This window comes from Micromonospora psammae (genome assembly GCF_036902725.1).
Taxonomy (GTDB): Bacteria; Actinomycetota; Actinomycetes; order Mycobacteriales; family Micromonosporaceae; genus Micromonospora.
Map to the genome: position 1 here is coordinate 58798 of NZ_JBAKHM010000008.1, position 22551 is coordinate 81348.

The window sequence follows — 22551 nt, forward strand, 5'->3', positions numbered from 1 at the left end:
CGTCACCCCGTCGTCAGGACGGTGTCGAGGAACGCCGCGGTGACCGCCAGGACGTCCGGTCGGTCCAGCGGGAGGGCGTGGCCGCCGTGGGTGAGCCAGGCGTGGGTGGGGTGCCCGGCGGCGAGCAGCGCGCCGGCGAGCGCCACGGACTGGCCGACCGGCACGGCGGTGTCCGCCCCGCCGTGCACCAGCAGCACGGGCGTGCCGCTGCCGAGGTGGTTGGCCACGGTCGAGTCGACGGTGGCCGGATCGCCCGCCGCAGGGCGGTGGCCGAGCAGGTCGGCCCACGGGTCGTCGCCGGCGCGCCGGCGACGCCACTGCTCCTCCAGCGGGTCGCTCACCGGCCAGTACGCCAGCCCGGCCGCCACGTCGCCCGGCTGTTCGACGCCGCGCAGCGCCAGGTGCAGGGCCAGCATGCCGCCGCTCGAGTCGCCGGCGACCAGCAGCGGCAGCCCGGCCGCGCTGTCCCGGGCCGCGCGCGCCGCCTCCCGTACGTCGTCGAGCTGGGCCGGCCAGTGGGCCTGGTGGGAGAAGCGGTGGGTGGCCGGCAGCACGCGCAGTCCGAGGCGGGTGAGCGCGGCACCGTCCTCCTCGGATCGACCCCGCCATCCGCCGCCGTGGATCCAGAGCAGTACGCCTCGCGCGGTCATCCCGTCATGCTCGCCCCCGCCCGCCGGGTACGCGAGCCCGCTCTGCCACGGGCAGAAGGTCGATCGACGCCGGTCGCCCCTACGGTTGCGTAACCTACGCGGGGTAAAGTTGCCGGATGCCGGAACTCGTGTACCCGCCCGTGATCGCCGCCGCCAAGACCATGTTCCGGGTCCTCGACCTGCGCCTGACCATCGAGGGCACCCACCACGTCCCGCGCTCCGGTGGGGCGGTGCTGGCCAGCAACCACGTCAGCTACCTCGACTTCATCTTCTGCGGGTACGGCGCGCAGGAGTCCCGCCGGCTCGTCCGGTTCATGGCCAAGCACGAGGTCTTCGCGCACAAGATCTCCGGGCCGCTGATGCGGGGGATGCGGCACATCCCGGTGGACCGGCGCGCGGGTGCCGGCTCGTACAGCTCGGCGGTGGGCGCGCTGCGCCGTGGCGAGGTGATCGGCGTCTTCCCGGAGGCGACGATCAGCCGCTCGCTCACCGTCAAGGAGCTCAAGAGCGGGGCCGCCCGGATGGCCCAGGAGGCCGGCGTGCCGTTGCTGCCGGTGGCGATCTGGGGCACCCAGCGACTGTGGACCAAGGGTCGGCCGAAGACCCTGACCCGTCGGCACACCCCGATCACCATCCTGATCGGCGACCCGATGGACCCGTCCGGGTATCCGGACGCCAACACCATGACGGTCGATCTGAAGAAGCGGCTCACCGCTCTGGTCGACCGGGCCCAGCAGGAGTATCCCGACAAGCCGGCCGGTCCCGAGGACGCCTGGTGGCAGCCGGCCCACCTCGGTGGCACCGCGCCCACCCTCGAGGAGGCCCTGGAACTGGACCGGCGCGCCCGGCGCACCTCCGCCTCCTGACCGTCAGACCGGGATCTGACCGCCCGCGCGCCGACCCCGTCGCCTGACGGCGGAGCTCGTCCGTCCCCCCGGGTGGTCTGACGCTCCGCTCGGCCCACGCGGCGTCCGGAACTCGTGACCGCTGCCGGGTCGCGGACCTCATCCGGACGCTTTGGACCTGATGACGTATCCGCATCAGCGGTCCGCCGGGAGCGTGGCGCTGAGCGGACTGTGGCTCGGGGCGGCCCCGGTCGCGGTCCGGCCCGGCGGCCTGCCCGGAGCGCGGCGTCGCGGGTGGCGGTGTCGGAGCGTGACCGTCGTCCGAAGCCGGTTCTGCTGAGCGCGATACCTGTCAGGTGCAGGTAGCGCGCTCGAGTGCAGCACGCTTTCGGCCGGTCCGAGCGGCCCGGTGACTCGTTTACGTCATCAGCTCCAAAGGATCCGACACTGGTCCGCCGAGCACCTGGTCGGGCCCGGCCCACCGAAGCCGCCGTCCGGCGGTCGGGCCGCACCGGCGCCCGGGTGCCGCGCCGGCTGCGCGCGCCCGGGGTCAGCCCCCCACCGCGTCCCGCGTCGGCGTCGTGGGCATGCGGTAGTAGTCCTCGCGGGAGAGGAACTCCACCGGCAGCGAGCCCGGCAGCGTCACCCGGGTCGCCCCGGCCAGCGGTACGGCCGCGGCCCGGCGGGCCAGCTCGTCCCGCTCCGGCGGGGAGAGCTCCACCACCTCGGAGTGGGTGAGCCGGTAGCCGGCCACCGATCGCCGGATCAGCGCGGCCAGCTCCGCCACCGTGCGGAGCGGGCCACCCAGGGCGAGCGCGGGCTGCTGGATCGTCCGCAGCGCGTCGCAGACCACCAGCAGTTCCGCGCCGGGCTCCTCCGCCGCGAACCCGTCCCGCGTGGCCCCGGTGGCGGCCGGCGACAGCTCGAGCCGGGACGGCCACTGCCAGCGGACCTGGCCGCTGACCAGGCGGGACAGCCGGACGCCGCGCCGGTGCCGGGCGCCGCTCCGGCCGTCCCGCCCGGAGACCACGGAGAGTTCGGCACCGGTGCAGACGTAGGCCAACCGGCGGTCGGTGACCGTCACCGTCGCCGGGCCCGGCAACACCCACTCGCGGCGGGAGGTGGTGGGACCGAGCAGGCAGCCCGCCACCGGGGCGCGGAACCGGCGCAGCACCCGCTCACCGGGCTCCGGCACCAGCTCGTAGCGCCGGTCCAGCACGGGCTGGAGCCCGTCGTCCGGTGCGTCGAACCGGTGCGGTGCGATGAAGAACGGGGACGCGTCCTCGGGCACGTCACGACCTCCCGGGGCAGTTGGTCTGCTGCCCGCAAGCCTTCCCGAGCCCGCCCGGGCTGTCATGACACCCGTTAGGGGGTCGGCCGGTCGGCGGCCGCCTGCGACCGGTAGATGCCGATCTCCTCCGGTCGGACGAGCCCGTCCTCGATCGCCCGGGCCAGCAGCGCGGCCTTGGTGGCCGCTGGCCGCCCTGCCCGGGTGTACTTGATCCGCGCCCGGTCGACGTACTGCTTGACGGTGTGCTCGCTGATCCGCATCCGGCGGGCCACCGACGCCTTCGACATCGACTGGAACCACAGCAGCAGCGCTTCGCGCTCCTGGTCCGACAGCGCCGGCCGGTCCGGCCGCGGGTCGCCCACCATCGCCCCGGCCAGCGCCGGCGGCACGTACGGGAGGTCGCTCGCCGCGGCGAGCACGGTCGCCACGCAGTGCTCCCGTCCCTCGTGCTTGGCCAGGAACGCCGCCGCCCCGGCGTCCAGCGCGGCGAGCATCGTCGCCGGGTCGGTGTGCTCCGAGTAGACCACCACCCGCCGCCCGGCGGCGCTCAGCTCGGCCAGCTTGTCGATCACCATCCGCCCGTGCAGGCGCAGGTCCAGCAGGATCACATCGGCCTCGGGGGCGGCCCGCAGCACCTGGTCCGGGTCGTCCCCGGTGGCCAGGACGCGCAGCCGGGGCTCCGTGGCGAGCCAGGCCCGCACCCCGTCGATGACCACCGGGTGGTCGTCCACGATCGACACGCCGATCGGGCGGCCCCCGCTCACGTCCTCCGCCACCGGGTCTGCGTCCATCCGATCTCCCCGTCCCGTTCGTGCACGTGTTCCACCCGGCCGTCGTCGTCGGCGGGACCGGGCGGCCCGGTCGCGGGCGGGCCGTCCACCGCGGCCGTGACCAGGCTGACCGCCACCTCGTCCGGGCCGGCGACCACGGTCAACCGCGCCCAGCCGGTCGCCTCGGCGAGGGCGGCGGTGGGCGGGTCGACCAGTCGCCGGCGGACCTGCACCGGCAGCGGCGGCGGGGTGCCGATGGCCACCAGTTCGATCGGCAGGCCGTTCCGCTCCGCCAGGTCCGCGGCGGCCCGCAGCTCGTGCAGCAGCGGGTCGGGCACGTCGTCGGACTCGGCGATCAGCCGGCGCAGCCGGGCGGCGGCGAGCACGCAGCGGCGCTGCACCCGCGGGTCGGCCGGGTCGGCCCGCCCGTCGGCCAACTCGGCCAGCACCTCCCCGGCGGCGCCGCCGACCAGGGCGAGCCGCTCCCGCCGGTCCCGCCGCGCCCGCTCGGCGGCGTCCCGTTCGGCGGCGACGGCGAGGGCTGCCGCGGCGGTGCCGGCCCGGCCCCGGGCGAGCGTGGCGATCACCGCCGCGCCGGTGAAGACCGCCACCTGCAACGACGCGGTGCCGTAGACGTACATCGCGTAGCGGGCCAGGTCCGCGGGGGCGGTCGCGCCGTACCCGAGCAGCGCGCCCAGGGCGATCAGCGCGTGCCCGGCGAGCAGGGCGAGCAACCAGTGGACCCGCCGCCCCCAGAGCACCACCACGAAGAACCAGCCGAGCGTGCCCCAGCCCCAGTTGGCCGCGGTGAAGAGGTGCGCCTGCCCGGCGGCGGCGAAGACCGCCACGTCCACCGCCAGCAGCACCGCCAGCAGCGGCCCGACCGGCGCCGCGTGGCCGCGCAGCAGCCGGGCACCGGCGTACCCGCCGGTCACGGCGACGGTCAGCCAGCCGGTGCCGACCACGACCGGCGCGGCCAGTTCCGACCGGGCGCCCAGGACCGCCGGGAGGCCGATCACCGCGTGCCAGACCAGCGCGATGGCCACCGCGGCGATCCGGGCACCCCGGTCCGAGGCCCGGGCCACGTCCACCCCCGCGCCGCCCTCGGCCCCGACCGCCGGGGCCGCCACCCCGACCGGGGGTACGACGGCCGGTGCGGCCGCCTCGAGGTCAGCCGACATGCGGCCAGCCCAGCCGGATCCGGGTGCCCGCACCAGGGGCGGATGTCACCTCGGCGCGCCCGCCCACCTCGCTCATCCGACCGCGTACCGACTCGCGCAGCCCGTACCGGTGGGCCGGGACGGCGGCCGGGTCGAAGCCGGGACCGTCGTCGACCACCTCGACCACGACGGCGCGGGCGTCTGCGGACAGGCGCACCGTCGCGGTCGAGCCGGGCGCGTGCCGGGCCACGTTGGCCAGCGCGGCGGCGGTGGCGTCGGCGAGCGCGGCGGCGACCTCCGGGGGCGCCTCGCACGGCGTCAGCTCGGCCCGCACCGGCGGCTCGGGCCGGTCGGCGAGCACCGCCCGCAACCGCTCGTCCACCGCCACCGGGCCGCCCGTCGGCGCGGACCGGGTGCCCGCCAGGTCGACGAGGGTACGCAGGTCCGCGGCGGCCCGCGCCCGCAGCAGCGCCGACCCGGCCGGCACCGCGCCCAGCCCGACCATGGTGAGCGTGGACAGGAGGGTGTCGTGCAGGTCCCGGTTCTGCTCCCGCTCCGCCTGCCGGGCGGCCCGGGCCACCAGCGCGTCCCGGCGCAGCCGCTGGTAGTCGGCGAAGGCCCGGTCGGCGCGGCCGATCCACCGGCGCATCACCGCCGTCAGCATCGCCGCCAGGCCGGTCTGCGCCAGCAGGGTCGCCGCGTGCGCGGTCGCCTCGGTGGGGTTGCCGGCGGCCCCGGCGCCGGCCGCGTAGCCGGCGGTCACCAGCAGCCCCGCCGGCACCGACCAGCGGGCCGGGGCGGTGGCCTGCGCGTTGATGACCGTGGTGCTGGCCAGCACCGCCACCCAGCTTCCCTCCCCGGGCAGCACCTCCGGCGCGACCAGGCGGGGGATGAGCAGGCAGGTCGCGGTGGTGAGCGCCACGTCGACGGCGACCAGTGCCGGACCGATGCCGACCCGCAGCGCCCGGCCGGCGTAGTGGACCGACCAGGCGGTCAGCACCGCCACGACGCCACAGAGCAGCGCGGTGTCCACCGGCGGGGTACGCACGGCCAGGGCGACCACCGCGCCGACCAGCCCGCAGGTGAGCCGCAGCAGCGCCGGGAGAGTGGTGAAGATCAGCTGAAATGCGCCGCCGGCCGGTCGGTCCAGCGACGGCGGCAGGGTCGGAGCGGATACGGCCGACATCGGGGAGGCGTCCTTCGGGCAGCGACCCGTCCGGGTCCGCACGGCGGTGCATCGACGCAGGAGAATAACACGAAACGCCGTCGTTGATCACCGTCCGTGCACGGCGCGTCGCCGGACGGATCGCTCAGCCGGCCTGCCGCCGTAGCCACTCCAACGCCGCCTCGCCGCCGGCCAGGACGGAGATGTGGCCGTCCTCCGGGCTCAGCCGCAGCTCCGCCGACGGGCAGGTACGGGCCAGCCACCGGCCGTGGTCGGCGGGTACCACCCGGTCCCGCGCACCGTGCAGGAGCAGGAGCGGCGCGGTCACCTTCGCCGGGTCGAAGCCCCACGGGGTGACGTAGGCGATGTCGTCGTCGACCAGCCCGCCCGGGCCACCGCGCACCGCCGGCCCGACGACACTGTCGAACCAGGACCATGGGCCCTGCAGCGCGGCCAGGTCGGCGGGGCTGAACTCCGGGTCGTACTCGACGCCGGACGTCTCGTACCGTTCCTTGGCCTCGCGGCCCTCGGCGGCGGCCCGCAGCGACGCCACCCCGGAGGCGGCCATGCCGGCGAACCAGTCGAACCCCGGGGCGTCGTACGGCGCCAGGCCGGCCCCGCTCACCACGCCGAGCACCCGCTCGGGCAGCAGCGCGCCGCAGGCCAGCGCGTGCGGCCCGCCGCCGGAGTGGCCCATGGTGGCGAACCGTCCGATGCCGAGGGCGTCGGCGACCCGGGCGGTGAGCTCGGCCGCCGAGGCCACGTCCCGGCCCGGCCGGCGGGTCGACCCGCCGTAACCGGGCCGGTCGTACGACACCCAGCGGATGCCGAGCCGGTCGGCGGCGGCGAAGAGCGGGGCGGGCGGAGCGCCGACGTTCGGCGTGCCGTGGTGCCAGAAGACGGCGAGCCGGTCGCCGTCACCGGGCCCGGTGTCGTAGACGTGCAGCCGGTGCCCGTCGGGCAGCACGAGATCGGTCTCGGTCACCATGCCGCTGACCCTAGGACCGGCCACCGGCGGGGATCAGCTCCTCCGGCCAGCCGGCCGGGTTGCTGACGGACTCGCGGGAGATGCCCGAACCGGTCTCCGGCCATTCCCCGAAGCGCTCCTGGTGCAGGTGGCCGAAGAAGTAGCACATCTCCTCGCAGTCGATGTCGAGCACCGCCATCGCCGGGTCGGCGCGGACCGCCTCGTAGTAGTCCCGGCCGAGGGCGACGATCCAGCCGCGGGCGTAGAGGAAGCCGTCGTCGGAGCCGTCGGTCACGTCGTGGATGTCGGCCCGGTCGATGTCGTGCAGCTTGCGTTCGAGCACCCGGTCGAGGTCGGTCAGCTCCCAGCTGGACAGCTCCGCGGAAAGGTCGCGCAGGGCGCCGAGGAACCGGTCGAGCCAGGCGTCGATCGGGTGGCCGGCACCCTCGTCGTCCTCCGGGTCACGGGTGAGCAGCGCGCGGCGCAGCGCCGCCGGCTCCGGGCCCAGCCGCTCCCAGGCCGTCTCGATCAGCGCCCAGAACCGGGCCTCGTCCGCCGCCGTCGGCCACTTCGGTGTCTGCTCAACCGTCTCGGTCACGCCGCGTACGGTAACCGGCGGGTCCGACATCGCCGGGCCGCCGAGTGCCGGCGGGTGGTCCATGAGCGCGCGGCCCCGGCCGTGGGTGCCGATTCAGTCAGGGGACGTGGAAGGGGGCCGGTGTCCGCGATCGCGTCGTTCACCGTGGTCGACCGGAGCAGGGTTCCGGAGATGGCGCGGCTGGCTCGGGAGTCGGCGTCGGCGCTCCGCGCGTACCTGAGCGAGCACGGCCGCGATCCGGGTGCGCGGTACGACTGGTCCGGCTTCTGCCTGGTGGATCTGCTGGACTACCTGGAGGAACGGGGCGTGGACCTGGAGGAGTCGGAGTTCGCCGCCGAAGCAATCGCCCTCAACGAGGTGGATGACCTGACCGTGCTGATCACGTCGGCGCACCGGAGGTTCCTGGACCGGCTCGATCCGGCCGGGCACCGCGAGGAGGAGCTGTCCGCCCACTTCGAGGAGCTGGGAAACGGCTTCGAGGAGAGCGGCAGGGCCGGCTTGGACGGCCTGAAGCTGCTGCACGACACCATCTCCCGACTGCGGGACGACGAAGTGCTGCTGTTGCACGTCGGCTGACGCGGGGCGATCTGCGACGGTGGGGGCTGGTATCCATGGGTGCCATGAGAACCAATCACGCCGACCCCGCGGACCTCGCCGCGCTCCGCGCGGCCTTGCAGGTGGACGACGGTGGTGAGTCGGCGCTGGGGTGGGAGGCCGTGCGCGCCTTCGAGGCGGAACACGGCGTCGTCCTGCCCGAGCCCTACCGGACGTTCGTCGCGGAGATCACCGACGGGTCGTACTCGGGGCCGCCGGAGTACGGGCTCGTCGGGCTGGCCGAACTGCCCGACGACTGGGGTGACGACCGGCCGGAGCGGATCCTGAGTCGCCCCTTCCCGCTGACCGCCAGCTGGCTCTGGGAGGACGACCCGAGGCCGCTGGAGGAGATCGGCCCGCTGATCGAGCCGGTCTTCAACGACGGGTCGATCGTGCTGGGCACCGACGGGTGCGGCATGTACTGGCACCTCATCGTCACGGGCCCGCATCGCGGACACATCTGGAACATCTGCGGTGAGGGCGCCACCCCCTTCGGCGCCGAGTTCGGTTACACCACCGCCGAATCCGGGTTCGTCGGATGGGTCCGGCACTGGGCCGCCCACAAGCCATGGTTCGACGCCGAGTGACGCGCGCAGCGAGGCCGGTGCTGGTCGACCAACTTGCCCGGGCGCTCGTGACAGCAATGGTCACGTTGGTCGAGTCCGTCGAGTCGGGCCGGGACGCGGAGCGCGTCGCCCTGAACACGCTGGAAGAGATCGCACACCTGCTCGGCGAGATGACGTCCGACGACCGTCAGGAGTTCCGTGACCTGTTGGAGCGGGTTGCGGCAGCGGAGCCGGAACGCGCTGACTTCGTCCGCGGTCTGCCGGGTGCGCTGGGTCTGGATGGAGCGTCGTAGCGCGGAGCCGCAGGGGTGTCTCCGCGGAGGGGCGGGGGGTCAGTCGGTGTGTCCTGGTTGGGCACCGTCGGCGCCTGCCGGGGACCCGGGCGGTACGGACAGCCGCGCGGTACCGGCTTTGCCGAGCTTCGTCGCGGGCCGAGCCGGAAAGACCGCGCCGTGGGCATCGAGGTAGGGAGCCGGTTCGAGCTGACCACCCAGTGCCGCCGCCACCGCCTGAGCAGAGGCGAGCTTGACGTCGCCGTCGCACGTGTCGACCGGCGTGTCCACGATCATCGTCAGGGTCACTCGGCTGGCGTGGCGGCCCGGTATGTGGGCGAGCGCGTAGGTGCGCCCTCCAACGCCTCGGCGGCGAGCTGCTGGTTGATCGGTCTGTCCAGCACGGCGTCCGGTCCGTACCGGTCCCGCAACCAGCCGAACGCACGGGGAGACACCAGGATCTGGTCCTCATCGGCCGGCTCGGCTTCGACGGCAACCTCTGCCACATGAGCGATCCCGGCGATGACCTGACGGAGCACGAAGACTGCCTCCACGGCGACAACATACCGAGAGCGTGCCCCAGGCCGCACGCAGCGGAGGTGACCCGCTGGGCCGGTAGCGACAAGCCGGCCTCCTGGTTGGCCACCAGGCCGCCCGCCGGCAAGGCAGGCGGCCCGGAGCGCGGTAAGGGCCGGGCCTGCGCCCTACGTCCAGCGCCCGTCGTTGCGGGTTGCCCTGGCGACCTCGAGCAGATGGGCCAGCCGGTACCGCAATACCCGCGCCTGCGCGACCGACAAAACGAGGCTGCCCGCGGCGATGCCCGCCACGCTGGTCAGGTTCACCATCGGCTCGGCGGCCGGGTGCAGGGCTTGCACAAGAGCCACGTCCACGATGAACGGTTCCGGCCGGTCGGTGTCCACGTGGCGGGAGCGGGAGCGATGCTGGCCCCGGTGCTGGCAGTCGTGTCGGTCGCACCAGCGCGGGTGATCCGGCCCGAGCCGGTCAGCAAGGGTCCCGGTCGAGAACACGTGCAGGTAACCGCAGGGCCGGTTGGTTCCGGGCGCCATGCCGATCGGTTGGGTGTCCAGCCCGGCCCGAACGCTCACGGCGGTCGCGTGGGTGAGGTGCGCGGTGCAGGTGTAGGCGCAGGCGTCGAGCGAGTCGGCGGTGTAGAGCTCGATGCGGACTGTCGCAGGTTCTCCGCAGCTGGGCAGGGTGGGTAGGGTGCTCAAGGGTCGCCTCCCGGGGCGATCAAGGCCCTCGGTCAGCGTCGTGAGCGCTGGCCGAGGGCCGCCTGATGCGGGCCAAATTAGCAAATCTTAGTTGGCCTACATGTGCAAGCGGTCACACGGACTCATAGGCCAAATGATGATCGCGGTTCTGGTCCACAACTTGGCGGGTGAGATCATCTGGCGTGTGGCCAACCGACTAGCGGATGCTGTGCGCGCGTTTCACATGGCGCAGGCGACCGCTGCTGCCTCCGCCCAGCGTGCAGCCCAGGATCGGGAGAAGGTCACTGAGGCCCGTGACCGGCTCGCGGACGCCATTGTGGAAGCCGCCCGCGACGGGATGCGCCAGATCGACATCGTGCGGGTAACCGGCTACACCCGCGAGCGAGTGCGCCAGATCCTCCGCGCCCACGGCATCACCCCGGGCTAGCCGCCGCGCAGGCTGACCGGGTGACGGGTTGCTTCCGGGTGGGGGCAACCGGTGTCGATGGGTCAACGCCAATCAGCGTTTTCGCTGTTTGAGCATGGTTTGCCCGGCAATATTCGAACCTGCGGCCTTGGGATTAGAAGAAGATCGCGGATGGCTGGTCGCTTGAAGGCCCGCCTGGTCAGCCCGTCCATCGTTGTCGGGCAGCGTCGGTGTCGGTGGATGGTCTTGGCTGTACGGATGGCTGTACAGCCAAGATCCCCTGCTTGACCCAGAGCCAGCACTTCGGGACCATGCCCGGGATTAGGCGACCGGGGGATCACATGCACTTACGCCGCAGGTTCGAGGCGACCGACGACTCTGGCTTTCTTGCTCTGGTCGACCACCACGCGTACCAGGGGTTCGTCGGTGCCGACTGGACGTACGACACGCTGTTGGCTCACTTCCGTGCCGCTATGGCGGAGCGATCTCTGCTGCTGTGGGGCGCGGGACGGGAAGACCTTTGGACTGTGGACGTGATAGTCGACGGACTCGCGCCACCAGCGGGGTTTCGGCAAACGATCGGGTCGATTCAGGTGACGGCCGGGCAGCTCCACCTGACGAATTACGAGTCTTTGACGATGGCCGCGCAGTTCAACGATGTGCACCTGCCCGAACCGCACCTCCAGGACCTGGTCTTCGAACTGCGCAACGGGATGTACCGGTGTGAGATCGTCCAGCTTGAAGACCCGGACGGCGAGCGGCGCGCTGTGCCGGACTTCGTCCTCACCCTCGCAACTGGTTCAGCAGTCGAGCCTTGGCGCGAGCCACCATGGCACGAGGCTTAGCGAGCTCGCACCCTCAGTTTGGAAGAGCGTGCTCAACTGGTCGTGATGCCCGAAACGCCTGCGCCTGGCCGGCGGCAGGGTGGCGTCTCGTGCCCGCTCGGGGGAACCACGGTTACTGGCCCACGGATGGCCCATGACGGGCCTGTACCGGCTTGGCTTATCGATGGCTCTACGAAACGGGCGGCTGTATTGTCCCGGCGCGTGAGCAGCGACGTGAATTTGCTTGTTGGTCTCAGTGAACCGGGCGATCCGCCCTCGCTGGCGCGGTTCGCGCGAGAGGTCGCAGGGGTGCTCGGCCTCGAAGAACTGGAATGGGTCGGCGACCCCAAGTGCGTACTTGGTGATGGGAAGGATTTCCGCGCTTGGCTCCGCTTCCACCCGCATGACGAGGAGCCGCACCTCAGTCACCCCTTCTGGTGTGACATAGCCACTGAGAAGGGCTCGGAGCCGGAGGTAGGCAGGAGGCTGTTCCAGGAACTGGCGGATACCGGACGCTTCCGTGTGGTGCTGTGGCTGGACGGGGTCTGCGACCGGTCGACGCATTTGCCGTGCGAAGACTGCTGACTTAGCGATACGGCCAGGAAGCCAGCGCGGCGGATCTCCTCGTCGGGCAGTCGCCAGACCGTCCAGCCTCCCCGTCCGGGGAGGCTGGTAGCCCTTGTGGTGCCCGGCGAGGTGATCCGCCCCCGGCCGATCCCTGAGGAGGGCCGGGGTTCGGGGCAGCGCCCCGAGGTCTTCTTCAAGGTCTTGTCGTCCGTCAGTGTGGCCGGCCGGCCCGGCCGATGCCGGCCGGAGGTCGCCAGCAGGCCGGGGCCGGGCCGGCGCGGCCCGCTTGCGGGCCGCCTTGATGTGTTGCGGGGGCACCGCCTGGAAGCCTTGTACGTCTGTGCCCTGACGGTCGGGCTCCGTCGTGGGGAACTGCTCGGGCTCGCCTGGTCGGACGTCGACTTCGATGCCGGCACCCTGACTGTTCGGCAAACCGTCCAGCGTGCCGAGGGCCGGTTGCAGATCGTGGCGCCCAAGACGGAGCGGTCCCGGCGGATTGTTCCGGTGCCGGCGCAGACCCTCGTCCTGTTCCGCGCGCACCGTCGGCAGCAAGCCGCGGACCGGTTGGCGGCGGGGGAGCGGTGGCAGGATCACGGCCTGGTCTTCGCGTTCAAGGTCGGAACGCCGATGGACCCCAACCACATCGACCGGACGTGGCACAAGATCCGGGCGGCGGCCGGCCTCGCCTGGCTGCGGCTGCACGACCTGCGGCACGCCTGCGCGACGTTCCTGCTCGTCTCCGGTGCCTCGCCCCGGACGGTGATGAAGGTGCTCGGTCATAGCCAGATCGGGCTGACCATGAACACCTACGCCCACGTCCTCCCGGAGATCGAGCGGGCCGCCGTGGACGAGGCCGCGAAGCACCTCTTCGGGTGACTTGGCTGTACGAATGGCTGTACGGGAGTCATGGTGATCGACGGGGCCGGGCGCGCCAAGCCGCTGACCTGCGGTGAGATAGGTGCGCCCGGCAGGATTCGAACCTGCGGCCTTGGGATTAGAAGTCCCCTGCTCTATCCGCTGAGCTACGGGCGCGCGCGTGGCTGTCGCGCCAAGAGACTACCGCCGTCCCCCGGGTGAGCGGGGGAACGGGTGGCCGTTCCGGGCGTCGATGATCAGCGTGACACGCCACCCCGCCGGTGGTCACCCGGGTTCTGCGGAACGGGGGCGCCAGTCCGGCCCGTACCCTCGGGTTCGTGCTGCTGGAACCGGATGCCGAGAACGAGGTCGCCTACGAGCTGTGCCAGCTCCTGGGGCGCGCGATCCTGCCGATCGGCCCGGCCGACGCGGCGGGCACGGCGTTCTTCCTCGAAGGTGAGGCGGGGGAGTACCTGCTGACGGCCGACGTGCTCACCATGGCCGAGGTGGGCGAGATCGGGCTGCGGGCGAGCGTCACCGAGCCGGCCGGGGTGGCCGCCGACGCGGTGGTGCTGGCCGATTTCCCCGCGCGGTGGGCGCACCACCCCGACGTCGGGGCGGCGGCCATGCCGACCGCCGGCCTGCACACCTACGCCGACGAGCACGGCTGGCGGTGGCGTACCCAGCCGGTGCCGGAGGCGGTGGCGGTCCGGGCGGACGAGGTCGCCGGGCTCGGCGCGGAACCGGTCAGCGCCTTCGTGCTGGCGGTCGGGGTCGGCGAGGACGGGTCGCGGCCGTTGGAGGTGGCGGTCGGGCGGGCGGTCCGCACGGACGACGGCGGCCTGCGGCTCACCGACGCGCTCCCCGCCGGCTACGTCGGTGCGCCGGTCTTCGGGGTACGGGCCGACGAGGCGGGGCAGGTCGGGCTGCGCTGCCTGGGCCTGGTGCTGCCCGGTGAGGGCGGCCACCCGCTCGCCACCCTCGACCGGATCGTCGCGGAGCCGCCGCCCGCGCGCTGAGCCCTGCGGTCAGCCGCCCTGCGGGAGCGCCCCCGCCCGGTCGTCGTCCTCGCTGGAGGTCCGGCCGGCAGGCGCCACGGTCGTCCTGGCCGCCGCGTCGCCGTCCGTCGTGCCGGGGCCGGCCTCCGTCGGGGCCGGGCCGGTCGTGGCCGTCGGGGTGGGGTCAGCGGACGTCGGGCCGGCCCCGAGGAACGCCTCGGCCCACCGGCCGACCTCGGCGAAGACCTTCTCCCGTACGGCGGGGCCGGAGAGCGTCAGGTCGTGCTTGCCGCCGTCGAAGCGGGCCAGGGTGACGTGGTGGCCGAGCCGGGGCGCCCAGCGGACCATGTGGTCCACGTCGAGCACGGCGTCGGCGAGCGCCGCCGAGTCGTGCCACTTGGTGCCCCGGAAGCTCCGGGTCGAGCAGGCCAGCAGCACCGGCACCCGGATGTCGAGGCCGGCGCGCAGCCGGCGCTGGGCGGTGCGGATGGCGTTGACCCAGCCGGCCCGGACGGGGAACCCGGCGAGCGGCTTCCACGCCAGGTCGTACGTCCACTCGCCGCGGTGGTCGGCGTGCAGGCTCTCGCCGTACACGGTGCCCAGGCCGAAGGGGAGGACCCGGTGCGGCGCGCGGCGGCCCAGCCGGGAGACGGCGGCCGCGAGGGGTCGACGGACCGCCCAGGGCGCGTTGAGGTCGAAGAAGGGGCTGTTGAGGAAGAGCCCGTCGACCAGGCCGGCGTCGCGTCGGGCGTCGGCCCAGAGCGAGGTGATCAGGCCGCCGGTGGAGTGGCCCATGACGAGCAGGGTGTCGTGCCCGTCGTCCTGGCGGATGATCTGCGCGGCGGCGTCCAGCTCCGGGAAGTAGTCGCTCAGGTCGCGGCAGAAGTTCGGGGTCTGGTGCGGCAGCAGGCTGCGCCCGTACTTGCGCAGGTCGAGCGCGTAGAAGTCCCAGCCGCGCTCGGCGAAGAAGTCGGCCAGGTGGGTCTGGAAGAAGTAGTCGACGAAGCCGTGCACGTAGAGCACGGCCCGCCCGGTGGGTCGGTCGGCGCGGCGGCGGACCAGGGTGGCGACCACCGGCCCCTCGTCGTCGGTGCCCAGGTCGATCGTCTGCCGCTCGTACGGCGGCCCCAGCACGTCCTGTTCCACGACCGCGACGGTACGCCCGCGAGCTACCCGGCGGTAGCCCCCGGCGGCGCCCAGCCGTCCGCCCCGCCCGGGCGCACCGCACGGACGGGAGCGGACGATCGTCTTCTCAGACCGTCTCGGCGTCCACCCGGTCGGCGTCGCCGTCGGCGTCCGCCACCTGTCCGGGCCCGGGCTGGCCCAGCTCGCGGAGGTGCTTGTTGTGCCGCGGCTCCTGCTTGGTCTTGGCGTCGTTGAGCCGCCGGCGCAGGTCGTCGCGGGCATCGTTGAGCGCCGCCCGCAGATCCTCCTCGCTGGAGGTGGTGACGATCTTCTGCCGCCCGGCGATCCAGCACTCCAGGGTGACCTTCTGCCCCCGCGCCTCCCGGTCCTTGACCGACACCTCCAGCTCGGTGGCGTCGGCGTGGAAGGCGGCCAGCCGCGCGTCCAGGGTGGCGAACTGCTCGACGATCCAGTTCCGGTCGCCCTGGGAGAAGCCCGCGCCCATCCGCAGGCACTCGGCCACGGTCGCCGGGTTCGCCACCGCGCTCATCGCCGCACCTCCCGCTCGGTGCGGACGGGGCCGATCGTACGAAGCGGGATCCGAATCATCATCGCTGGCCTTTCTCGTCGGACGTCGTGCCGTGGTCTGGCTCGGTTGATCAACTACATACCCAGTCGGGGTCGACCTCACTCCGACCGGCCCCGTCCCGATCCTGGTGGAGCCGCGGATGGCGACCTGGGGCCGGCCGGCCCTAGCACACCGGGACCGTGATCAGGTCTCTGTCCACAGCCGGTCCCGTCGTCCACAGTCCGGCGCCGCCCGGTCGCGCCGAGGGGACGCCTCCGGCCAGGCTCGGCCCGAGTCGACTCGCCACGGCAGGCTTTCTCCAGACCCCCGGGAGGGGACCATGTTCGACACCTACGTCACCGTCGTCGGCAACGTGCTGACGGCACCGGAGTGGCGCCGCACCACCCAGAGCAACACCCTGGTGGCCAACTTCAAGGTCGCCTCGACGGCCCGTCGGCTCGACCGGGACAGCGGTCGCTGGGTCGACGGCAACAGCCTGCGGGTCCGGGTCAACTGCTGGCGCAAGCTGGCCGAGGGGGTGGCCGCCTCGGTGATGGTCGGCGACCCGGTGGTGGTGGCGGGGCGGCTCTACACCCGCGACTGGACCGACGACGCGGGCAACCACCGCACCCTCTACGAGTTGGAGGCGGTCGCGGTCGGCCACGACCTGTCCCGGGGCCGCGCCCGCTTCCTGCGCAACCGGCCCGGCCTGACGACGAGCACCGTCGAGGACGGTGAGGCGGCCACCCGGGTGCACGGCGAGCCGACCGAACCGGTGCCCCACGAGCAGGCCCCCACCTCGCCGGACGACCGGCCGTTCGACGAGGAGTTCGAGCTGGCCGGCTTCGGCGCACCGCGCGCCGGCCGCGAGCTCGCCGACGAGACCGGCTTCGCGCCGGTGACCGACTCCTTCGACCGTGGCGCCGACGCCGACGCCGACGCCGACGCCGACGCCGACGCCGACGACGAGCTCGGGGCCGAGGCCGACGACCCCGGCCCCGGGGTCGACGACGAGCTCGACCCGCTCGCCGCGGACGACGAGGGGACGGGGGACGGCGCGGCGACGGGTGCGGTCGGCGAGCTGGACCCGACGCCGGAGGAGGCCGCCGGCCCGTCGTCCGGCCGGGGCCGGCGGGGGCGGGGCCGGGTGCCCGTGCCGGCCTGACGGCCGCGCCGCAGCGGGGCGTGGGCGTCCGGTTTCCGGGGCGTACGGACGGGGGGCGGGGCGGCGACGGTGACGTGCCGCCCCGCCGTACGGCTAGGCTGGCCGGCCGGAGGTGGTGAGCGGTGCGGCAGGCGACCGCCGTGGCGAACGCGGCAGGGCTGGTGGCGGGGTTCGCCCTGGACAGCGTCTTCGGCGACCCGCGCCGGTGGCACCCGGTGGCCGGTTTCGGTCGGACCGCCGGCGCCCTGGAGCGCCGGGTCTACCGGCCCGACCGGGCGGCCGGCACCCTCTTCACCGCCGTCGCGGTCGGGACGCCGGTGCTGCTCGGCGTCGCCGCGACCCTGGCGACCCGCCGCCACCCGGTGGCCCGGGCCGCGCTGATGGCGGCCGGCACCTGGACGGTGCTCGGCGGGCGCACGCTGCGGCACGAGGCCGGCGTGATGGGCTCGGCCCTGCGCGCCGGTGACCTGCCGGCGGCCCGCGGGCGGCTGGGCCACCTCTGCGGGCGGGACCCGTCCACGCTCGACGAGTCGGAGCTGGCCCGGGCGACCGTCGAGTCGGTGGCCGAGAACACCTCCGACGCCGTGGTCGCGCCGCTGGTCTGGGGCGCGCTGGCCGGGCTGCCCGGACTGCTCGGCTACCGGGCGGCGAACACCCTGGACGCGATGGTCGGCCACCGCTCGCCGCGCTACGCCCGGTTCGGCACCCCGGCCGCCCGCCTCGACGACGTGCTCAACCTGGCGCCGGCCCGGTTGACCGGCCTGCTCACCATCGCCGTCGCCCCGGTCGCCCACGGCGACCGGTCCCGCGCCTGGCGGGTCTGGCGCCGGGACCGCGACGACCACCCCAGCCCCAACGCCGGCCAGTGCGAGGCGGCGATGGCCGGCGCCCTGGGGGTCCGGCTCGGTGGGCGCAACCGGTACTTCGGCCGTTCGGAGGTGCGCCCCTTCCTCGGCGACGGGCCGCGCCCGGAGGCGCGGCACCTGAAGCGGGCCGCCCGCATCTCCGGCGCCGTCGGCCTCGCCGCCCTCGGTCTCACCGCGGCCTGGCCGCTGACCGCCGGCCGGCTGGTCTCCGCCGTCGGCCGCCGCGCCCTGCGCGCCGGACGGGGGTGGGTCCGGTGAGCGGCGGGCTGCTCGTCGCCGGGACCACCTCCGACGCCGGCAAGAGCGTGCTCACCGCGGGCATCTGCCGCTGGCTGCACCGCCGGGGCGTCAAGGTGGCGCCGTTCAAGGCGCAGAACATGTCCAACAACTCCGCCGTGGTGGTCGGCCCCGACGGCCGGGGCGGCGAGATCGGCCGGGCCCAGGCCATGCAGGCCGCCGCCTGCGGGCTCGACCCGGATCTGCGGTTCAACCCGGTCCTGCTCAAGCCGGGCAGCGACCTGGCCAGCCAGGTGGTGCTGCTCGGTGAGGCGGTGGACACCGTCACCGCCGGCAACTTCCGCGAGCTGCGGCCGAAGCTCGCCGAGACCGCGTACGCGGCCCTGGCCGAGCTGCGCGAGGAGTACGAGGTGGTGATCTGCGAGGGCGCCGGCAGCCCCGCCGAGATCAACCTCCGGGCCGGGGACTACGTGAACATGGGGCTGGCCCGGCACGCCGGGCTGCCCACCATCGTGGTCGGCGACATCGACCGGGGCGGGGTGTTCGCCTCGATGTTCGGCACGGTCGCCCTGCTCGACCCCGCCGACCAGGCGTTGGTCGCCGGTTTCGTGATCAACAAGTTCCGGGGTGACCTCGGGCTGCTCCGGCCCGGGTTGGACATGCTGCACCGGGTCACCGGCCGCCCCACCTACGGGGTGCTGCCCTGGCACCTCGACCTGTGGCTCGACGCCGAGGACTCCCTCGCGTACGGGCGGGTGCTCGGCCGGCCCGCCGCTCCGCACGGCACCGACTGGCTGGACGTGGCGGTGGTCCGGCTGCCCCGGATCAGCAACGCCACCGACGTCGAGGCGCTCGCCACCGAGCCCGGCGTCCGGGTCCGGCTCACCGTGGAGCCGGCCGAGCTGGCCGCCGCCGACCTGGTGGTGCTGCCCGGCTCGAAGTCCACCGTCGCCGACCTGGCCTGGCTGCGGGAGACCGGCCTCGCCGACGCCGTCACCGCGCACGCCGCCGCCGGCAAGCCGCTGCTCGGCATCTGCGGCGGTTTCCAGATGCTCGGCCGGGCCATCCACGACCCGGTGGAGAGCCGCCGGGGCAGCGTCCCGGGGCTCGGCCTGCTCCCCACCGAGATCACCTTCGACCCGCGCAAGACCGTGCGCCAGGCCGTCGGCGTCGCCGCCGCCACCGGCGTCCCGGTCCGCGGCTACGAGATCCACCACGGGTACGTCTCGACCGCCGACCCCGACCTGTCCCCGCTGCTGACCTACGCCGACGGCACCGGCGAGGGGGCCCGGCTCGGCGCGGTGCACGGCACCCACTGGCACGGCGCGTTCGAGTCCGACGAGTTCCGCCGCGGCTTCCTCACCGAGGTGGCCGCCCGGGCCGGGCGACACGGCTTCCGGGTCGCCCCGGACACCGCCTTCGCCGCCGCCCGCGAGCACTCCCTGGACCTGCTCGGCGACCTGGTCGAGGAGCACCTGGACACCGAGGCGCTCTGGCGGCTCATCGAGGACGGACCCCCCGCCGGTCTGCCGTTCATCCCGCCGGGCGCCCCACCGACGAGCTGACCCACGGCCGGCGCGGGCCGGTGACGCGCCTGCGGCTCACGCGGCTGGCATGCGAGGGCCTGGCGCGACTGCCTTGCAATGCCGCATCTGGCTGCCGGGGCATCCGCGCGGCGGACGCCCCGACATGCGCCACGAGCAGGAGTCGCTGCCGGGTTGGTCAGGTCGCGCGGTGCGGAGAGAAGTGCCGCCGCGAGCGTGATACCTCAGAGGTATCAAGATGCCTGTGAGGTATCACGCTCGAAGCCGTACATGCCTTCGGGTCCGGTCGTCGGTGGGAGCCGGACGGCACCCGGGAGGCCGGTCGGGCGGGAACGTCGGTGGGGTATCGGCACGGAAGGCCGGGCGGCTGCCGTGCCGGGCGGCGAGCGGCGGGGCGGCGAAAGGCCGGTCAGGGGCGGACGTCGGCGGGCTCGTCGGAGAACGGCAATCCCGCCTCCCGCCACGCCTGCACCCCGCCGATCATGTCGGTCGCGTTGCGCAGCCCCAACGCCTGCAGGCTCGCCGCCGCCAGGCTGGAGGCGTAGCCGTGCCGGCACACCACCACGATCTCCCGGTCGTACCCGGTGGCCTCGGGGATGCGCCAGGCGCTGGCCGGGTCCAGCCGCCACTCCAGCACCGTCCGGTCGATGACGATCGCGCCGGGCAGGTCGCCCTGCTCGCGGCGCTGGAGCTCGGTGCGGATGTCGACCAGCAGCGCTCCGGCCCGTACCGCCTCCACCGTCTCCTGCGGACTCAACCGGCGCAGCCCGGCCCGGGCCTGTTCGAGCAGGGCGTCCACGCCGGGGCTCATCACGTCATGCAGCACGTCCAGATCATGCCGCCCACCGGGGGCGGTCGCGTCCGGAACGGCCGCCGCGACGCCGGAACCAGGCTGACGGGGGACACCCGCTAGCGTCGGTCGGGTGACGGTGGCGGTGGTCGAGGCGTACGCCGGGCTGGCCCGGCGGCTGCTGGCCCGGCCGGCGCGGTTGGGGCGTACCCGGCTGGTGGCCGTCGACGGCCCGAGCGGCGCGGGCAAGAGCGTCTTCGCGACGCGCCTCGCGGACGCCCTCGCCGCGCTGCCCGGCGGGGCGCCGCCGCCCGTGGTGCACACCGACGACCTGCTCGACGGGTGGGACGACCAGTTCACCTTCTGGCACCGGCTGGAGGAGTGCGTGCTCGCGCCGCTGCGGGCCGGCCGGCCCGGGGCGTACCACCGGTACAGCTGGGTGCGGCGTGCCTTCCTGCCCCGGGCGGTGCCGGTGCCGGTGGCGCCGGTGCTGCTGGTGGAGGGGGTGAGCGCGGCGCGGGCGGCGGTCCGGCCGGAGCTGAGCCTCGCGGTCTACGTGACCGCCCCGGCGCGGCTGCGGCTGTCCCGCGCGCTGCGGCGCGACGGCCCCGCGATCCTGCCCGAGCTGCGTCGCTGGCACGCCGGGGAGCGGGAGCACTTCGCCGCCGACGACACCGCCGCCCACGCCGACCTGGTGGTCGACGGCGCGCCCGCGCTGCCGCACGACGCCCGGCACTACTTCGTCCACCGGGTAGGTGGCGCCACCAGCGGTGCCCTGGCCTGGCCGGGTACGGCCGGGTAAGGCCGGCATACGATGCCGGTCATGACCACTCCGATCATGTCCGAGTCCGAGGTGCGGGCCGCCGTCGAGCGGGAGATGCCCGGCGTCCGTGCCGACCTGGAACGTCTCGTCCGCATCCCGGGCATCGCCTTCGAGGGCTTCGACCACTCGCACGTGGAGCGCTCCGCGGAGGCGGTCGCCGAACTGCTGCGCGGCTGCGACCTCGACGTCAAGATCGTGCGATCCGGCGGGCAGCCCGCGGTGATCGGCAGGAAGGCCGCCCCGGCCGGCGCCCCGACCGTGCTGCTCTACGCGCACCACGACGTGCAGCCGGTCGGCGACCTGTCGCTGTGGGAGTCCGACCCGTTCGAGCCGGTCGAGCGGGACGGCCGCCTCTACGGCCGGGGCGCCGCCGACGACAAGGCCGGCATCATGGCGCATGTCGCGGCGCTGCGCGCGTTCGGCGACCGGCTCCCGGTCGGGGTGGTCCTCTTCATCGAGGGCGAGGAGGAGTACGGCTCCGACTCGCTGGAGCGGCTCCTGGAGGAGCACCGCGACGAGATCGCCTCGGACGTCATCGTGATCGCCGACTCGGGCAACTGGGACATCGGCGTGCCGGCGCTGACCACCTCGCTGCGCGGCATCGTGAACTGCTTCGTCGAGGTGCGCACGCTGGACCACGCCGTGCACAGCGGCATGTTCGGCGGCGCCGTGCCGGACGCCCTGACCGCGCTGGTCCGGCTGCTCGCCACGCTGCACGACGACGCCGGTGACGTGGCCGTCGAGGGCCTGGTCGGGCGGGAGGGCGCCGCCGTCGACTACCCGGAGGACCGGTTCCGCGCCGAGGCCGGGCTGGCCGAGGGCGTGCAGCTCATCGGTACCGGCCGGATCACCGACCGGCTCTGGACCAAGCCGGCCCTGGCCGTGCTCGGTGTCGACGCCCCGGCCACCGGCGAGGCACCGAACGCGCTGGTCCCGGCGGCCAAGGCCAAGCTGAGCGTACGGCTGGCGCCGGGCGACGACCCGAAGCGTGCCTACGAGGCGCTCCGCACCCACCTGGAGAAGCACGCCCCGTGGGGTGCCCGGGTGACGGTCAGCTTCGAACACGACGGCGACCCGTGCGTCATCGACGCCGCCGGTCCGATGTTCGACGCCGCCCGCTCCGCCTTCCGCGGCGCCTGGGACGGCACCGACCCGGTGGACATCGGCGTGGGCGGCTCGATCCCGTTCATCGCCACCTTCCAGGAGATGTTCCCGCGGGCGGCGATCCTGGTCACCGGCGTGGAGGACCCGCACGCGCGGGCGCACGGGCCGAACGAGAGCCTGCACCTGGGCGAGTTCGCCCGGGTCTGCCTGGCCGAGGCGCTGCTGCTCGCCAACGTCGCCCGGGCGGGCGGACAGGCCGGTTAGGTGTCGGAACCGTAACTTCGGGGCCGATGTCGGAGTTTGCGGTGTGTCGGGCGGCGGGCTGTTATAGCCTTTCGAACATGCGTACGAACGACGTCATGGCGCGACTGGAAGCCGCCGTCAGTGCTCTGGGAGACCTCGACGTCTCCGCGTGGCCCGAGGACACGCTCAAGGAACAGCTCGGCGACCTCTCGGCCGCGCTGGTCGCCCTCGACGGTGTGCTCTCCCGGGTCGCCGAGGAGGTCCGCGCCCGGGGCCTGCGCATCGAGGAACCCGTCTCCGCCTGACCCGCACGGCCGCGTGCCGTG

28 protein-coding genes and 1 tRNA gene are annotated in these 22551 nt (G+C 74.0%); 15 read left to right on the plus strand and 14 right to left on the minus strand.

Annotation, left to right across the window (positions count from 1 at the left end):
* Positions 1-2: 2 nt before the first annotated feature.
* Positions 3-650 carry an alpha/beta hydrolase fold domain-containing protein gene (locus V6U79_RS12835; RefSeq protein WP_334525710.1) on the minus strand — a complete coding sequence of 216 codons (648 nt, stop codon included), beginning with the start codon at positions 648-650 and terminating at the stop codon, positions 3-5.
* Between the two features lie 116 nt (positions 651-766).
* Here V6U79_RS12835 and V6U79_RS12840 point away from each other — a divergent pair, with 116 nt between their 5' ends.
* Positions 767-1516, plus strand: coding sequence for a lysophospholipid acyltransferase family protein (locus V6U79_RS12840; protein ID WP_334525708.1), 750 nt, complete (start codon positions 767-769; stop codon positions 1514-1516).
* Positions 1517-2045: 529 nt separating this feature from the next.
* On the opposite strand, the gene V6U79_RS12845 is transcribed toward V6U79_RS12840, so the two are convergent.
* The 6 genes from V6U79_RS12845 to V6U79_RS12870 form a co-directional block, all read right to left on the minus strand.
* Entirely contained in the window at positions 2046-2786 is a 741-nt protein-coding gene (locus V6U79_RS12845; protein WP_334614774.1) for a hypothetical protein, read from the minus strand.
* 74 nt (positions 2787-2860) lie between these two features.
* Positions 2861-3577: a response regulator transcription factor gene (locus V6U79_RS12850; RefSeq protein WP_334614775.1), complete on the minus strand. Its 717-nt coding sequence runs from the start codon at positions 3575-3577 to the stop codon at positions 2861-2863.
* Entirely contained in the window at positions 3547-4737 is a 1191-nt protein-coding gene (locus V6U79_RS12855; protein WP_334614776.1) for a hypothetical protein, read from the minus strand. Before V6U79_RS12855 ends, V6U79_RS12850 begins: the two co-directional genes overlap by 31 nt.
* Positions 4727-5902, minus strand: a complete 1176-nt coding sequence (locus V6U79_RS12860) for a sensor histidine kinase (RefSeq protein WP_334614777.1) — start codon at positions 5900-5902, stop codon at positions 4727-4729. Before V6U79_RS12860 ends, V6U79_RS12855 begins: the two co-directional genes overlap by 11 nt.
* Positions 5903-6026: 124 nt before the next feature.
* Entirely contained in the window at positions 6027-6869 is an 843-nt protein-coding gene (locus tag V6U79_RS12865; RefSeq protein ID WP_334614778.1) for an alpha/beta fold hydrolase, read from the minus strand.
* Between the two features lie 10 nt (positions 6870-6879).
* Positions 6880-7446 carry a DUF4240 domain-containing protein gene (locus V6U79_RS12870; protein ID WP_334525691.1) on the minus strand — a complete coding sequence of 189 codons (567 nt, stop codon included), beginning with the start codon at positions 7444-7446 and terminating at the stop codon, positions 6880-6882.
* Between the two features lie 120 nt (positions 7447-7566).
* Between V6U79_RS12870 and V6U79_RS12875 the strand changes: the two genes are divergently transcribed.
* The 3 genes from V6U79_RS12875 to V6U79_RS12885 are packed head-to-tail and all read left to right on the plus strand — an operon-like array spanning position 7567 to position 8899.
* Positions 7567-8022: a hypothetical protein gene (locus V6U79_RS12875; protein WP_334614779.1), complete on the plus strand. Its 456-nt coding sequence runs from the start codon at positions 7567-7569 to the stop codon at positions 8020-8022.
* A 44-nt stretch (positions 8023-8066) separates the two neighbouring features.
* Positions 8067-8627 (plus strand): SMI1/KNR4 family protein, encoded by a 561-nt coding sequence (locus V6U79_RS12880; protein ID WP_334614780.1) that lies wholly within the window; start codon positions 8067-8069, stop codon positions 8625-8627.
* Positions 8628-8644: 17 nt separating this feature from the next.
* Positions 8645-8899: a hypothetical protein gene (locus tag V6U79_RS12885; protein ID WP_334614781.1), complete on the plus strand. Its 255-nt coding sequence runs from the start codon at positions 8645-8647 to the stop codon at positions 8897-8899.
* Positions 8900-8938: 39 nt separating this feature from the next.
* On the opposite strand, the gene V6U79_RS12890 is transcribed toward V6U79_RS12885, so the two are convergent.
* The 3 genes from V6U79_RS12890 to V6U79_RS12900 form a co-directional block, all read right to left on the minus strand.
* Positions 8939-9187, minus strand: coding sequence for a hypothetical protein (locus V6U79_RS12890; RefSeq protein ID WP_334614782.1), 249 nt, complete (start codon positions 9185-9187; stop codon positions 8939-8941).
* Positions 9184-9432 (minus strand): hypothetical protein, encoded by a 249-nt coding sequence (locus V6U79_RS12895; RefSeq protein ID WP_334614783.1) that lies wholly within the window; start codon positions 9430-9432, stop codon positions 9184-9186. The genes V6U79_RS12890 and V6U79_RS12895 overlap by 4 nt, the downstream gene beginning before the upstream one ends.
* A 150-nt stretch (positions 9433-9582) precedes the next feature.
* Positions 9583-10110, minus strand: coding sequence for a hypothetical protein (locus V6U79_RS12900; RefSeq protein ID WP_334614784.1), 528 nt, complete (start codon positions 10108-10110; stop codon positions 9583-9585).
* 133 nt (positions 10111-10243) lie between these two features.
* Between V6U79_RS12900 and V6U79_RS12905 the strand changes: the two genes are divergently transcribed.
* The 4 genes from V6U79_RS12905 to V6U79_RS12920 all read left to right on the plus strand — a co-directional run bounded on the left by V6U79_RS12905 (position 10244) and on the right by V6U79_RS12920 (position 12783).
* Positions 10244-10537 carry a hypothetical protein gene (locus V6U79_RS12905; protein ID WP_334614785.1) on the plus strand — a complete coding sequence of 98 codons (294 nt, stop codon included), beginning with the start codon at positions 10244-10246 and terminating at the stop codon, positions 10535-10537.
* 263 nt (positions 10538-10800) lie between these two features.
* Positions 10801-11361 carry a hypothetical protein gene (locus tag V6U79_RS12910; protein ID WP_334614786.1) on the plus strand — a complete coding sequence of 187 codons (561 nt, stop codon included), beginning with the start codon at positions 10801-10803 and terminating at the stop codon, positions 11359-11361.
* A gap of 201 nt (positions 11362-11562) precedes the next feature.
* Complete coding sequence (locus V6U79_RS12915) at positions 11563-11925, plus strand: hypothetical protein (RefSeq protein ID WP_334614787.1); 363 nt, start codon at positions 11563-11565, stop codon at positions 11923-11925.
* Positions 11926-12237: 312 nt separating this feature from the next.
* Positions 12238-12783, plus strand: coding sequence for a site-specific integrase (locus V6U79_RS12920; RefSeq protein ID WP_334614788.1), 546 nt, complete (start codon positions 12238-12240; stop codon positions 12781-12783).
* Between the two features lie 83 nt (positions 12784-12866).
* Here the strand turns inward: V6U79_RS12920 and V6U79_RS12925 are convergent.
* A tRNA-Arg gene (locus V6U79_RS12925) sits at positions 12867-12939 on the minus strand.
* Between the two features lie 161 nt (positions 12940-13100).
* On the opposite strand from V6U79_RS12925, the gene V6U79_RS12930 reads away from it, so the two are divergent.
* Positions 13101-13781, plus strand: a complete 681-nt coding sequence (locus tag V6U79_RS12930; protein ID WP_334614789.1) for a hypothetical protein — start codon at positions 13101-13103, stop codon at positions 13779-13781.
* Between the two features lie 9 nt (positions 13782-13790).
* On the opposite strand, the gene V6U79_RS12935 is transcribed toward V6U79_RS12930, so the two are convergent.
* Positions 13791-14906, minus strand: a complete 1116-nt coding sequence (locus V6U79_RS12935) for an alpha/beta hydrolase (protein ID WP_334614790.1) — start codon at positions 14904-14906, stop codon at positions 13791-13793.
* 106 nt (positions 14907-15012) lie between these two features.
* Entirely contained in the window at positions 15013-15435 is a 423-nt protein-coding gene (locus V6U79_RS12940; protein ID WP_334614791.1) for an HPF/RaiA family ribosome-associated protein, read from the minus strand.
* 358 nt (positions 15436-15793) lie between these two features.
* Here V6U79_RS12940 and V6U79_RS12945 point away from each other — a divergent pair, with 358 nt between their 5' ends.
* The 3 genes from V6U79_RS12945 to V6U79_RS12955 all read left to right on the plus strand — a co-directional run bounded on the left by V6U79_RS12945 (position 15794) and on the right by V6U79_RS12955 (position 19286).
* The gene (locus tag V6U79_RS12945) at positions 15794-16618 is read left to right on the plus strand and encodes a single-stranded DNA-binding protein (RefSeq protein ID WP_334614792.1); all 825 of its coding nucleotides are present in this window, start codon (positions 15794-15796) and stop codon (positions 16616-16618) included.
* Between the two features lie 122 nt (positions 16619-16740).
* Positions 16741-17742 (plus strand): cobalamin biosynthesis protein, encoded by a 1002-nt coding sequence (locus tag V6U79_RS12950; RefSeq protein WP_334614793.1) that lies wholly within the window; start codon positions 16741-16743, stop codon positions 17740-17742.
* Positions 17739-19286: a cobyric acid synthase gene (locus tag V6U79_RS12955; protein ID WP_334525657.1), complete on the plus strand. Its 1548-nt coding sequence runs from the start codon at positions 17739-17741 to the stop codon at positions 19284-19286. The genes V6U79_RS12950 and V6U79_RS12955 overlap by 4 nt, the downstream gene beginning before the upstream one ends.
* A gap of 388 nt (positions 19287-19674) precedes the next feature.
* Here the strand turns inward: V6U79_RS12955 and V6U79_RS12960 are convergent, their stop codons facing one another.
* Positions 19675-20076: a rhodanese-like domain-containing protein gene (locus V6U79_RS12960; protein ID WP_334614822.1), complete on the minus strand. Its 402-nt coding sequence runs from the start codon at positions 20074-20076 to the stop codon at positions 19675-19677.
* 112 nt (positions 20077-20188) lie between these two features.
* Here V6U79_RS12960 and V6U79_RS12965 point away from each other — a divergent pair, with 112 nt between their 5' ends.
* The 3 genes from V6U79_RS12965 (at position 20189) to V6U79_RS12975 (ending at position 22530) form a co-directional block, all read left to right on the plus strand.
* On the plus strand, positions 20189-20857 hold the full coding sequence (locus V6U79_RS12965; protein WP_334614794.1) for a uridine kinase family protein: 669 nt from the start codon (positions 20189-20191) through the stop codon (positions 20855-20857).
* 36 nt (positions 20858-20893) lie between these two features.
* Positions 20894-22246, plus strand: coding sequence for a dipeptidase (locus V6U79_RS12970; RefSeq protein ID WP_334525822.1), 1353 nt, complete (start codon positions 20894-20896; stop codon positions 22244-22246).
* A gap of 77 nt (positions 22247-22323) precedes the next feature.
* Positions 22324-22530 carry a hypothetical protein gene (locus V6U79_RS12975; RefSeq protein ID WP_334525651.1) on the plus strand — a complete coding sequence of 69 codons (207 nt, stop codon included), beginning with the start codon at positions 22324-22326 and terminating at the stop codon, positions 22528-22530.
* Positions 22531-22551: the final 21 nt, after the last annotated feature.

Excerpts from the sequence above, each read along its gene's own strand:
- V6U79_RS12855 (WP_334614776.1), bottom strand. The coding sequence starts at position 4,737 with ATGTCGGCTGACCTCGAGGCGGCCGCACCGGCCGTCGTACCCCCGGTC.
- V6U79_RS12850 (WP_334614775.1), bottom strand. The coding sequence starts at position 3,577 with ATGGACGCAGACCCGGTGGCGGAGGACGTGAGCGGGGGCCGCCCGATC.
- V6U79_RS12945 (WP_334614792.1), top strand. The coding sequence starts at position 15,794 with ATGTTCGACACCTACGTCACCGTCGTCGGCAACGTGCTGACGGCACCG.
- V6U79_RS12860 (WP_334614777.1), bottom strand. The coding sequence starts at position 5,902 with ATGTCGGCCGTATCCGCTCCGACCCTGCCGCCGTCGCTGGACCGACCG.
- V6U79_RS12940 (WP_334614791.1), bottom strand. The coding sequence starts at position 15,435 with ATGAGCGCGGTGGCGAACCCGGCGACCGTGGCCGAGTGCCTGCGGATG.
- V6U79_RS12835 (WP_334525710.1), bottom strand. The coding sequence starts at position 650 with ATGACCGCGCGAGGCGTACTGCTCTGGATCCACGGCGGCGGATGGCGG.
- V6U79_RS12960 (WP_334614822.1), bottom strand. The coding sequence starts at position 20,076 with ATGAGCCCCGGCGTGGACGCCCTGCTCGAACAGGCCCGGGCCGGGCTG.
- V6U79_RS12880 (WP_334614780.1), top strand. The coding sequence starts at position 8,067 with ATGAGAACCAATCACGCCGACCCCGCGGACCTCGCCGCGCTCCGCGCG.
- V6U79_RS12865 (WP_334614778.1), bottom strand. The coding sequence starts at position 6,869 with ATGGTGACCGAGACCGATCTCGTGCTGCCCGACGGGCACCGGCTGCAC.
- V6U79_RS12840 (WP_334525708.1), top strand. The coding sequence starts at position 767 with ATGCCGGAACTCGTGTACCCGCCCGTGATCGCCGCCGCCAAGACCATG.
- V6U79_RS12975 (WP_334525651.1), top strand. The coding sequence starts at position 22,324 with ATGCGTACGAACGACGTCATGGCGCGACTGGAAGCCGCCGTCAGTGCT.
- V6U79_RS12905 (WP_334614785.1), top strand. The coding sequence starts at position 10,244 with ATGATGATCGCGGTTCTGGTCCACAACTTGGCGGGTGAGATCATCTGG.
- V6U79_RS12970 (WP_334525822.1), top strand. The coding sequence starts at position 20,894 with ATGTCCGAGTCCGAGGTGCGGGCCGCCGTCGAGCGGGAGATGCCCGGC.